Raw genomic sequence first — 13068 nt, 5'->3', positions numbered from 1 at the left:
ACCTACGTGAATGGGACTGTCCTTCTTGTCGTACACACCATGATAGGGATATTAACGCAAGTATCAATCTAAAGAATGAAGCGATAAGGCTTCTAACCGCAAGGACTGCGGAGATAGCCTAATCAATTAGAGTTCGATAGAACTCTTTACTTAGGAATCCCCCCACTTCTAAACGAAGTGAAAGTGGGGGTAGTTCAAATAAGAGGATAATTATGGTTTTTGTAGAATAAATAAGTCGGGAAAGGCGGGAAGATAGTACCATATATGGATATAAAAATATTTGAAATGCGTGAAAAACGATTAGCAGAACTATTAGGTGCAAAGGTACTATGGGAATGTATAAGTGCAGTAATAGAGAGAATTAAAAAGCAAGAATTAGAGTCTATACTAGATTTATTAGAAGACCTATTCATATATGTGCAAGAAACTATTCAAATTATGAATCAACGCATAACAAAAGCCTCTGTAAAAACAGAGGCTAATGGTATAGATAAAGATACATTATTTATGGAAGCGTATGTAGAATTAATTAATCTTAAGTTTCTTATTTTTGAATTAGCTGTAGAGCTTTCATTTGTTCTAAAAGAATTAAATTGTTTTGTTCAATCATCTTTGCCACTGCTTCGAAGTGAGCTTGATTCTCAAGAACCTCAATCTGCTTCTCTTTAGGGAGTGATTGAAGTATTTCTTTTATTTCTTTACACTCGTATATGTTATTCTCCGAGTCTTCAATTAATTTATTGCGTCGATTGGTGTATTCAAGTGCACCTAAAGTTGCTAATGCGCGAGGATCTAATCCTAGAATTTCCATGTATTCCTCTCCTTTCCTCTACAATAATTCGATAGGAGCAAGGAGATTCCTTTAATGATTTGGTAAAATTGTGAAAGGTGACACTTATGTTAACTTGAATATCTTTTACTAACTTATTCTGTATAAAAAATAGCTGCACTCAAGTACAGCTAGTCTTCTTCACAAACTTATATGGCCTCGATGACAAATTGGGATTGAGGTATATATAGTAATTGGGCTGCTAAGGAAGTTGTTGTGTTAGCAAATGGATATGCTTCCTTATAAAGAAATTTACTATACACTATTTCATTCATTTCAAAGGTCGTATACAGTTTTTTAAGGATTTTTTGAGAAATTTTATTTGTGCAAGCAGCAATAAAATCAAAATCTTTTTTACTTATCTCTTGAATGGCATGTGAAAGAAGGGTAGTGACTATACCACTTCCCATCCAATCTGGATGACAAGCGCCCATATCTAGATAGACCAATTTTTCTTTATCTAAATGAGAAAACTCAATAGATTCTGTCTCTAATGTATCTAAAAGTTGAAAAATAGGTTCCATTTGCGGGCATAGTTCAATCGCTTTCTCTGTATCTATTAGTGGCTGGGTTACTTTTTTTGTTAAAAGAACTCCAACAATTTGAAAATTTTCTATTGCTACAAATGACATAGCTTGAGATACAGCTTGTTTCATCATTTCTTCGCACATTTTGTGAAAAGGAGCAAAAGGAATTTGTAAACTGCTTACAAGAGGTTCATTATTCACAAAAGAATGTGCAAGTAAATGTGCTGCATCTTTCACGTGGTGTGTATCAAGTAGCTCTATATTCATATGTTTTTCCTCTTTCCTGATATAGTTAATAGTAATTAAAAGGATTAAAAATTTTATTTCATTTAGTTAAGTTTAACTATTAAAGCGCTAACAAATATGGTTATGAAACATATGAATGAATCTGTTTAGTAGCAATCGAAATATGTTCATAAAGAAATGCTACGATCTCATCTATACATTCAACAGTTGTATATGGAGAGATAGAAAAGAATTTTAATGTAGAAATCGGATTTCTATCATAACTGTTTATTACATCTACTACACAAGAACGAGTTGTATCACCAAAAAATACTTGATCGCGATTTTTTCCTAGGTAATTAAATAGGTCTATATTTAATCGGTTTGTATCCTCAATTTCTTCCTTTGTTGCAAGACCTATTCGTTCTTTTTCCCAATTTTCTTGGCCATCTCCATTCATATAGAACCGAAAAGTTGTAATTGGTCCATATGTAAAATCATTTGTGATTGCGACTTGAGGTAGCGCCTTGCGTAACTTCTCTCTAAATAATAGATTTACACGAATATAATTTGCTAATAATTTTTGATAACCTTCTATTCCAAAGGCTAATAGATTGATATACATGGGAATAGCGCTACCAGCTCGTGAACATTCTAAGGTATAGCCTGTATGATAACTTCCATATGATCTATTACCAAGGTAAGGTGTATCATCTTGTTCAATGTCCATCAGTTGTAAATCAGTATGATTTTTTACGATTAGAATACTTGAAGCATAAGATGTTTGTCCTAATTTATGAAAATCAAAACATACACTGTCTGCAAGGGACATATATTGCATTTTATCTTGTACGTATTGTAAGGCATTTTTCACATTAGGTTCAAATGCGAGTGGATTTTCTTCGAAACTATAATTATTAAAGAAACTATAGAATCCGCCCATTGCAGAATCAGCATGGATATAAATAGGTTTTAATTTATATTTTCTCTGTATTGTTTCAGCGCTCTCTTTAATTTTTTTTATATCATCAATGGTAAAAGCATCTGTTGACCCCATAGTAGCTAGAATATAGAGGGGGATACCGCCATTTTTAATAACTTGTATCATTTTATTCTCTAAATCTTCTATATCCATAGAATTTGTATAAGGATCAGTTTTCACTTTTATTAAGTGATTTGACCCAATACCAGTTGCTTCAGCTGACTTTAATAAACTATAATGTGCATTTTCAGAAGCAAAGCAATATACATTTTGTGGAGCACCATATTCTTTTGCTGATGGGAATTGTTTAGAAATTGCTAAGCGTAAGCTCGAAAACACGCATCCTTGTCCACCCCATGTTGTATAGCCGCCACTGTTATGTGGATTATAACCTATCAGTTTTGAAAGCATGGATACCACTTTTACTTCTGCTTCTGCTGCCCCTGGACCATATACATCCCAAACACCATTACCATTTAAAAGGGACATGGTTATTACACCTAATAGTGAAGGTATACTTGGTAGTGGTACAGCGTTAGACAAGTAATATTTATTTGGATAAGGATGACCATTCATAAATTGGTTTAGCTCTTCTATAACCTCAGACATAGTGATTCCAGCTAGTGGAATATGACTTTGGTGAATTAAGCTATTGTAGTATCCTTCTGATTTTTCCTCACATTTACCTAAAGTAGCTCGCTCTTCATTTTTTAATCGGTCAAGATTTTTAATTATTTTCTGCATAGATTCTAATAAAAGTTGTTGTTTTTCTTCATTTCCGTCAACGCTCGGAAATAGCTTTAAAATATCTTGCATGCAGTCACTTCTCCTTGTGAAAAACTGGATTTTTATTTTACTTGGTTAAACATAAGGGTATAATAATTTGTAATTGCCCTTTTGAATACTTAGAAATGAGAAGCTATTTAGAAAAAAATGTAATTCCATAGAAGATTATATGAATTATGGAATTTAAAGTAAAGAAAAATTTTTTGATTTATTTTAAAAAAAGTAATTGTGAGATAATGAAGTTTCTAAAAATATTTCTGAATTAATTGTTTATTTGGTTTGCATGTTGCCCTAGCATGTATTTAACTAATGTAGTAGATATTTTAATATAATGTAAAACGTATTATAAGGTAGTTGAATAAAAGGGTTCAACTACCTTATAAACTGTAGAAATTGTTGGGGAAAGATAAAAAATAGGGTGGAAGTGCTAAAGATATGTTCTAGTTGGGAAGAAGTAGTAGTATGGATTTGGTAGAAAAATCAGCATAATTTTTTATGGAATAATAATTATTCGATCAAAGTTTTTTAATGAATTCAATTTCATTGTCTAATAATAATGGACGAGTTAAGTGTGAAGAGTTTTCTTCAACCTGAGTAGAATTTTTTGCACCAGGAATAGCAACTGAAACGGCTGGGTGACTTAAAACATAACGTAAAGCAACTTGCGCTAAACTTCGATTTGAACGTACAAGTGAACGTAATTTCTCTACTGTGTGTAAGCTATCTTTAAACCACTTTTCTTTTGGCCAATCTTTTCTTAAATCATCGTCTGGAAATTGAGTTTCATGATTAAATTTCCCAGTTAAAATCCCCATCTTAAGTGGACCTCTTATCACAGCACCTAAATTATGTTTTTCAATATAAGGAAGGATGTCTTTTTCGGGCTCTTTATTCAGAATACTGTAATCGAATTGTACAACATCTAAATCATCATTCTGATTAAAATGTTTAATATAATCTAAATCATTAGTAGAAACGCCAACTGCTCTCACTTTGCCAGATTTTTTTAAGGTTTGGAAAGCTTGTAGAAAGGCTTCTGTTTCTTCATGTTTATCCCACCAAATATGACAAAAGTACACATCTATATAATCCGTTTTAAGCCGCAGTAAACTAGCCTCAAACGCATCAATGATCTTTTGAGGATCTCCATAAACGGCTGGTTGATTGGGGTCATAATGATGACCAATTAAACCACCTTTTGTAGAAAGAATGATATCTTGCCTGCGATTATTTATAGCTTTTGCAACTAACGTTTCACTATGACCTAATCCATAAACATCAGCAGTGTCAATAAAATTAACCCCTAGGTCAATTGCTTTTTCAATTGCATCAATGGATTCATTATCTTTTACTGCTCCCCATTCATCTCCACCAATTGCCCAAGAACCGAATCCTATCTCTGAAACTATTACTCCCGTGTTACCTAATAATCTATATTCCATTATGTACGGACTCCTCCTTTACATTTTATGTTATTAGCAGTATATATAGTGACCAGTTGGAATATTCTTGAATTTGTTTTCGGAGTATAAATTAGGCTATTTCCTTTAATAAAATATGTAAGATTACTGTATAAAAAGAAATTAGAATTATTAGTGAAATGGTTTTTTATGCTTAAATTGAATAAAAGTATGAACTGTTACAGTATAAATATGAGTTTTATTCATAATTTTAATAACTATGCAATAAGTGAAATAAATGTTGAATCTAGTCGGAAAATATAGATTTACAAATTGCAGAATATGTACATATAGTTGTAACTGTAAATATTATCCGTTTTTAAATATTTATAAAAGGAGAAATTCATATGAAAGAAATACAAAAGAAATATGAAATTGTAGAAGAATTAGATGTAACAGTAGGCCAAGAAGCATTATGGATAGCTCATCAAATGGAAATAGAAAAAGGAATGAACAATGAACCGATTATAATAAAGTTAAAAGGAAATCTTCAAATAGAGGTTTTAAAGAAAACGCTTACTACAATAGTGCAATCACATCCGGCGCTACGTACAATATTTAAGAAGAGGGATGAAAAGATAAAGCAATTAATTCAAAGGAATGTAGAATTTGATATACCAATTAAGGACTTAACTGCTTTTAAAAACACAGAACAAAAATCTATTTTAAAAAATTTCTTAGAATCTATAGTGAATGAGAAATTTAGTTTAGAAGAGGGGCCTTTGTTTAAATTCCACATTATTAAATTCAGTGAAGATACATTTGTTTTACATTTAATGTTTCATCACATTATTTACGATGGATGGAGTTTAGGAGTCTTCATCCGACAATTATCCAATACGTATGGTGAATTACTTCAAGGGAAGACAAATGTAGAATTTGAATCTCCTTATAAGAACCTCGTAGAGTATGAGGAGGGTTTTATTGATAGTGCAATATATAAAGAAGGATCATCGTATTGGAAAGATTATTTACAAGGTGAATTAACTCCTACAGAGTTTCCTATTGATTTTAATAAAATAAATGAAAAGAGATATACAGATAAAAATATAAGCAAGAATATTAATTCGGATCTATTTTATCAAATACAATGTTTTGCTAAAAAAAATAATATAAGTATTTATCGAGTAATGTTAAGTACTTATTGTACCTTGCTTCATCAAATGACAAATGCTGAAGAGATAATTGTTGGTATTCCAATTAATACTAGACCACATACAGAAGAACGAAATACTTTTGGCTATTTTGTTAATACAGTACCTATATGTATAACAATAGAAAAGGGAGAAACATTTAAGGGGATACTTAATAAAGTGAATAAATCTATTCATCTAGCTATTACGTATAAACATAATCCTTATTCACATTTAGTAAAAGATTTGAATCTAAATACAAATACAAATCATAATATGGTATATTCCACAGCATTTAATACGATGAAGATACCGGAATTAAAAATTCCTGATATTGAGTCAACAGTTTTAACAGATTGTAAAAGAGTAAATCCTTTTAATATGACCTGGAGAATAATGCGATATGAAGGGGAAACAGAGAATAAAATTGAGATTGACTATAACTCAGCATTATATAAACCAGAGAGTATTAGTGATTTAGTCGAAAGATATATATATTTGTTACAAAAACTAATGAAGAATGTGAACGAGCCTATCTATTCATTGGATTTGCTTTTAGAGAAAGATCATCGTCTATACAAAGAAATGAACTCAAATGCTCTTACATATCCTAATTCAAAAACATTAGATCAATTAATAGATTTACAAGCATTAAAATCACCAAATCAAATAGCGATTTCAATGGGGGATAAATCCATTACCTATTATGAATTGCAGCAAAGGTCAAATCAAATAGCGAATTATTTACGTGAAAATGATTTGGAAAAGGGACAACGTGTAAGTATTACAATGGAGAGAGAGATTGATACCATTGTATGGATTCTAGGTATCCTAAAATCAGGTGGAGTTTATGTACCAATTGATCCAAAGTTTCCTGAAAAAAGAATAGAATATATCTTAAAAGATAGCGAAAGTCAAATGATTATTACGAAGAAAGAATACAGGGGATTGGTTGAAAGTTTTGCGATTCATACAATTTATCTAGATGATTTTCATTACGCTAATTCTATAGAAAATATTGCGCCTACACATACCATAGAAGATGCAGCTTATATTATCTACACGTCAGGTTCAACAGGTTTGCCAAAAGGAGTTGTTGTACCACATAAAGGAGTTATTAATTTATCATATTCAGTAATCAATACATTTCATTTAGGAAAAGAAGATGTGTTTTTACAATTTGCAACAATCATTTTTGACGCCTCCATTATGGAAATATTTCCGATTTTGCTATGTGGAGGGAGAATGCATTTAATTTCTGAAATCGAAAAACGTTCAGCAGAGGAATTTATAAATGTAATTCAAAAGAATGGTATTACAAATGTGGTTTTACCAACTGCGTTTTTTAAATTAATAGCTGATATGCCAAAAGAAATGTTACTTAAATTAAATTCTGTAAAACGTGTATTTGTAGGAGGGGAAACTTTACCTGCTGAATCAGTTCGTAAATGGCAAAGTAAATTAGGGTTAAAGATTCCAGTTCTTAATGCATATGGTCCTACTGAAACTACTGTATGTGCAACCATGTATGAAGTAAATGGTGAGATACAAAAAGAAATCTCTAATATCCCAATAGGTAAACCAATTGCTAATAGTGAAGTTTTCGTGGTTAGTCCGTTTAATACGTTATGTCCGTCAGGTGTAGTAGGTGAGTTATTTATTGGCGGTGATGGAGTTGCCAACGGATATTTAAATCAAAAGGAAAAAACAAAAGAGGCGTTTATTTCTTTTGGTAAATCCTATAATCACGATAAAAAGATTTACTGCACTGGAGATTTAGTACGTCTTTTACCGAATGGAAATTTAGAATTTATCGGAAGGAAAGATAATCAAGTAAAAATACGTGGGTATCGAATTGAGCTGGATGAAATCGAAGGAACATTATTTAAACATCCAGAAGTGAGAGATGCTGTAGTATTCACTTATCAAAACGACAAAATCGTTAGTTTTTATTTATCAAAAGACAATACAGAACCAAAACAAGAGGCATTAAAAACATTTTTAAGTGAAAGTTTACCAGATTTTATGATGCCAAATTATGTATTTCACCTTGGAAGTTTTCCTGTATCACCAAGCGGGAAACTAGATAGAAAAAAATTAGAATTACAAATCCCATCTTTACTTGAAAACATGCAGAAGCAATATGTTCCACCGATAAGTGAAACAGAAAAAAGATTGGCAAAAACATGGGCAGAGATTTTAAATTTAGGGAAATATAGAATCGGCAGAGATGATGACTTTTTTAAACTTGGGGGACATTCATTAATTGCTGTGCAAGTGTTAAATCAAATTCAAAAAGAGTTTCATCTAAAAATTGAAATTAGAGATATTTTTGAGCATACAACGATTGCTAGTCTATCAGCTTACATCGATAAATTAATGATAGTAAATCAAGATAGGGCAGAACAGGAGATGCAAGTATTAAAAGTAGCAGATAAGGAAAGTTATCAGTTATCAAGTGCTCAAAAAAGAATCTGGTTTTTAAATAAGTATAACGCCATTAATAGAGTATATGATACACCACTACACATATATATTGAGCCGAGTTTGAAAAAAGATATCTTACAAGATACCATAAGATTTTTAGTTGAACGACACGAAATGCTACGAACAGTGTTTATTGAAAGAAATGGGGAGCCTAGACAAGTCATCTTAAACTCAATAGCGATTGATTTGATTCACGATGAGATTGAACACATGTCTAAAAAAGAACAACAAGAATATATACGTACAACAATAAATCAAACGGATCATACACCATTTGATTTAGAAAATGGCCCTCTTTTTAGGATTAGAATTTTTAATCTGAATAAGAAAAATTCTTATTTATATATCAATTTACATCACATTATTACAGATGAGTGGAGTGTAAGGAATTTATTAGATGAATTAATGAAGGTATATAGTGCCTTTGCAAAACGTAGAAATCCTGAGTTGCCAACTATCTCTAATCGATATGTAGATTATGCTGAGTGGGAACAGGAGCAGTTAAATTTAGGTCGGTGGGATAAGGAAAAATCTTATTGGATGGCCGAACTTGCAGCATCTCTTCCTATACTAAATCTTCCTTTAGATTTTAGTAGGAATCGTCAAAGTACAAATAAGGGTACAGTATTTGAAATGAAGTTAGATAATGAAATGAAAGAGTCTTTGAAACAAGTATGTGAACAAGAGAATGTTTCTATGTATATGCTATTTTTAGCAGCGTATATTCAATTGTTACATTATCTAACGGATCAAAAAGATATTATTGTAGGTACACCGGTTGTTGGAAGGAATCATCAAGAATTTGAACAAATACAAGGATTCTTTGTAAATACCTTAGCAATTAGAACACAATTAAATGATGTGAAAAATTTAACACAGCTATTACAAGTAGTGAGAGAAAAATGTTTGAATTCTTTCCAAAACCAATCGTACCCATTTGATAAAGTAATTGAACAAATAAATCCTGATAGAAGCTTTGGAAATAACCCGATCTTTTCTACTATGTTTAGTTATCAGAAAGATATTCTGCAGCAACATGATGCATACAAGCTTCAGTTGTTACCTAATAAACAAGATATTAGTAAGTTTGACATTTCTTTAGCTGTTGAAGAAGGATTGGATTATGTAGGGGTTTCATTTGAGTATGATATTAATCTTTTCAAGGAAGAGTCAATTAATAGGTTTACTCAAAATTTACTTACTATACTGGAGGCATTTATTCATCAACGAACAGTAACATATGAAAATCTTTCATTCCTATCACAGGAAGAAGAATCTTTATATAAAAAGGTAAATCATACAGAAAGACCATATCCTTATTTTCAAAATATACAGGAGCAATTCTATATGCAAGTAGATAGACAATCCAATCGTATTGCTGTAGCGACTGAAACGGAATCTCTAACATATAGACAATTAAATATGAGCTCTAATCAAGTAGCTCAACATTTACTCGAAAAAGGTATAAAAAGAGGTGATAAGGTAGCCATATTTTTAGATAGAAGTATGAATAGTATCGTTTCTATGCTTGGAATATTAAAAGCCGGTGCTGCCTATATACCAATCGATGTAAAATACCCTGAGGATAGAATAAATTATATAGTTCGTGACAGTGAGGCATGTAGAATTATAACGAGTAACAAATTCAAAAGTCATTTGAATGTAAGTGATTATAAGGTTTCAATAATAGAGGATATATATCGTACGACTATAAATGATGATGTGAAAATGTTAAATAAACCAGATGACTTGGCATATGTAATTTATACTTCAGGATCAACAGGAAAACCAAAAGGTACATTATTAACGCATAAAGGAGTATTAAATTTAGTTGAATGGAGAAATGAAGTATTTCAGATTTCTCCAAATGATAAAGTAACACAGTTTTATTCCCATAGTTTTGATTCTTCTGTATCGGAAATTTTTTCTACCTTGTTAAATGGGGCGGAACTATATGTATTAAGTGATGAACAGCGCTATTCAACTGTCGCATATGCTCAAGCCATTCAAGAAACTCAAGCAACTATTTCTGACTTACCAACAGTATTTTTCAATGAATTATCAACTTCATTAACTAAACTGGATAGCGAAAAGATACGTTCTTTAAGATTTATAATAATGGGAGGGGAAGCTGCATCAACAAATGCTATTAGAAGTTGGCAAAATACTTTTAAAAACCAAGTACAGCTGGTAAATGAGTATGGCCCTACTGAAGCAACCGTTTCAGCAATGTATTATTTCATACCAGTTTTAGAAGGCGACAATAATCTTTTAGGAAGCATACCAATTGGTATTCCTATTTCTAATACAAAGGTTCATATATTGAATTCATATATGCAACATTGTCCGGTAGGGGTTATGGGTGAATTATATATTGAAAGTTTAGGATTGGCTCAAGGGTATTGGAAGCAGGAAGAAAAAACAAAACAGGCATTTATTTCAAACCCATTTTCAGAAGACAATAGTAAAAGATTATATCGAACAGGTGATTTAGCAAGGTGGTTACCAAATGGAAATATAGAATTTATGGGAAGAAAAGATAAGCAGGTTAAAATTAGAGGGCACAGAATTGAATTAGGAGAAATAGAAGATGCAATGTTACAACTTGAGGGGATAAGTCAGGCTGTGGTAACACAAACGAAAGATGGAATGTTACTGCAAGCTTATTATAAAACAGTGGACGGTATAGGGATAGAGAAAAATAAGTTAGCTTTACATTTATCAAATGTATTGCCAGAATATATGGTCCCTAAATATTACTCTCATGTGTTAGAAATCCCAATAACGGCGAACGGGAAAATTGATTTTGAAAAACTGCCAAAAATAGAGTTTGATCATGAGAAAAACGATGAGTGTAAACTTAAACCTCAAACTAAAGTGCAAAAGAATATTGCAAAGATATGGTCTGAAGTTCTAAACGTAAAATCTATAGGGTTAAAAGATGATTTCTTTAATTTGGGTGGACATTCTTTAAAAGTTATGCCGGCATTAGTCAAATTAAAACCGTTATACCCTAACTTGAAAATTCAAGATTTCTTTAAGTATAGAACAATAGAAAAATTAGCCTCTCATATTGAAGAGATGGAAGATATGTCGTTCAAGAAAGAGAAAAATATGAATGTAGCATGTAGGGAAAATGAAACGAAAACGACTCCTGTTTATGAAACAACTAAATTAGAAGAATGTGAGTTAGATATGGTGAATTATCCAAAAGCAGTTTTCCTTACAGGGGCAACAGGATATTTAGGAGCACATATTTTAGAACGAGTATTACAGTTACCATCTACGACTATTTACTGTTTAGTAAGAAAAAATGAGGATCAAGTAATTGGTGCAAGGTTAAAAGAAAGAATGGAGTTTTATTTCGGTAAAGAAATTCTCCAAAAGTTGAAGGAGAGAGTAGAATTAATTGAAGGGGATTTATCTTTGATGAATCTAGGTCTAGATTCAAAGCAATTGGACTATTTAAAGAATAGGGTAGAGTCAATCATACATTGTGGTGGAGAAGTTAGACACTATGGAGAACGTGAGCATTTTCAAAAGGTAAATGTTCAGTCTACAAAATACTTATTGGAATTAGCTAAGAACACAAATGCACGTTTTCATTATATATCGACTTTAAGTGTAGTAGGTCAGGCTGAAAGCGATCCAAAAGAATTTGAATTCTTTGAGTCTAATTTTGATAGAGGGCAAAATTTAGATAATCTGTACCTGGAAAGTAAGTTTCAAGGCGAGAAAATGGTCAGAGAAGCAATGGAAAAAGGAGTTCGTGCCACGATATACCGTGTGGGGAATTTAGTGGGTAACTCTAAAACAGGTAAATTTCAATACAATATTAATGAAAACGCATTTTATAGATTATTAAAAGGGATATGCCTATCTAGCATAGCTCCAGACGTTAATACGTATGTAGATTTAACGCCTGTAGACTATGGAAGTTTAGCTATTACTGAATTATCTTATAAGGCCAATACAGTAAATAAAACCATGCATATTTGTAATCCACATCAGCTTAAATGGGACCAATTTATTAATAGTTTACAAGCTTTTGGATACGATATCCTGTTAATGAAACAAGAGAAGTATATAGAGAAGTTTTTTTATACGAATCTAACTACTGATGAACAGAAAGCTTTAGAGCTCATAATGCCTTTATTAGAATCTGTAGAAGAGCTATCAGTAGCTATACCATCTTGTTTATACACGCAAGGATATTTGAAGAATATACATTGTTTAGAGCCAAATCAAGAATACATCAATGTGTTATTAAATTATGCTATGAGTATAGGGTATTTACCACTAATTAAAGAACCAATACTGTTGTAGTATACTCTATCGATTTTGAACAAAAAAGAGCCTGTTTTCTATTGGGAACAGGCTCTTTTTCTGGAAAGATAACTACTTAGTGGTACGGAACAGATTCCTTCTCAATAGGGTTGGGAACGCACTATTGAAAATATGAATACACAATTATGCGTTTTTATAGTAATAAAATTTAATATATAGTTGAAAAGTTTTTGATAGATAGTTTTAAATTATTTTTAGAAATTTATTTATTAATATTAAAAATCGAAGATGATACTTTGAAGTTAAATGACATTTAAAACATTGCTTAATTTCTGTATTCTAGAGTGGGGGG

General features: G+C 31.5%; 6 protein-coding genes. 2 read left to right on the top strand and 4 right to left on the bottom strand.

Translation table 11 applies throughout. The features are described 5' to 3' along the window. Positions 1-122 (top strand): transposase (locus MR167_RS02155; RefSeq protein WP_242280859.1); only part of this gene is annotated, 122 nt, incomplete at its 5' end. A gap of 422 nt (positions 123-544) precedes the next feature. On the opposite strand, the gene MR167_RS02150 is transcribed toward MR167_RS02155, so the two are convergent. The 4 genes from MR167_RS02150 to MR167_RS02135 form a co-directional block, all read right to left on the bottom strand. Then, a complete protein-coding gene (locus MR167_RS02150) occupies positions 545-811 on the bottom strand; it encodes a hypothetical protein (RefSeq protein WP_000404243.1) in 267 nt (88 codons plus the stop codon). 167 nt (positions 812-978) lie between these two features. Then, on the bottom strand, positions 979-1623 hold the full coding sequence (locus MR167_RS02145) for a GNAT family N-acetyltransferase (RefSeq protein ID WP_001019438.1): 645 nt from the start codon (positions 1621-1623) through the stop codon (positions 979-981). 100 nt (positions 1624-1723) lie between these two features. Then, on the bottom strand, positions 1724-3379 hold the full coding sequence (locus tag MR167_RS02140) for a pyridoxal phosphate-dependent decarboxylase family protein (RefSeq protein WP_242313824.1): 1656 nt from the start codon (positions 3377-3379) through the stop codon (positions 1724-1726). A 485-nt stretch (positions 3380-3864) separates the two neighbouring features. After that, on the bottom strand, positions 3865-4791 hold the full coding sequence (locus MR167_RS02135; protein WP_242313821.1) for an aldo/keto reductase: 927 nt from the start codon (positions 4789-4791) through the stop codon (positions 3865-3867). A gap of 365 nt (positions 4792-5156) precedes the next feature. Here MR167_RS02135 and MR167_RS02130 point away from each other — a divergent pair, with 365 nt between their 5' ends. Further along, complete coding sequence (locus MR167_RS02130; RefSeq protein WP_242313819.1) at positions 5157-12755, top strand: non-ribosomal peptide synthetase; 7599 nt, start codon at positions 5157-5159, stop codon at positions 12753-12755. The last annotated feature ends 313 nt before the right edge of the window (positions 12756-13068 follow it).

The organism is Bacillus cereus group sp. BfR-BA-01355, from assembly GCF_022663675.1.
Lineage (GTDB): Bacteria > Bacillota > Bacilli > Bacillales > Bacillaceae_G > Bacillus_A > Bacillus_A thuringiensis_S.
The sequence above is the reverse complement of the archived record's forward strand: the minus strand, read 5'-3'. Positions and strand labels throughout refer to the sequence as shown.

Bases quoted from the DNA above. Each gene is read 5' to 3' on its own strand.
- MR167_RS02150 (WP_000404243.1), bottom strand. From the start codon at position 811: ATGGAAATTCTAGGATTAGATCCTCGCGCATTAGCAACTTTAGGTGCA.
- MR167_RS02145 (WP_001019438.1), bottom strand. From the start codon at position 1,623: ATGAATATAGAGCTACTTGATACACACCACGTGAAAGATGCAGCACAT.
- MR167_RS02140 (WP_242313824.1), bottom strand. From the start codon at position 3,379: ATGCAAGATATTTTAAAGCTATTTCCGAGCGTTGACGGAAATGAAGAA.
- MR167_RS02135 (WP_242313821.1), bottom strand. From the start codon at position 4,791: ATGGAATATAGATTATTAGGTAACACGGGAGTAATAGTTTCAGAGATA.
- MR167_RS02130 (WP_242313819.1), top strand. From the start codon at position 5,157: ATGAAAGAAATACAAAAGAAATATGAAATTGTAGAAGAATTAGATGTA.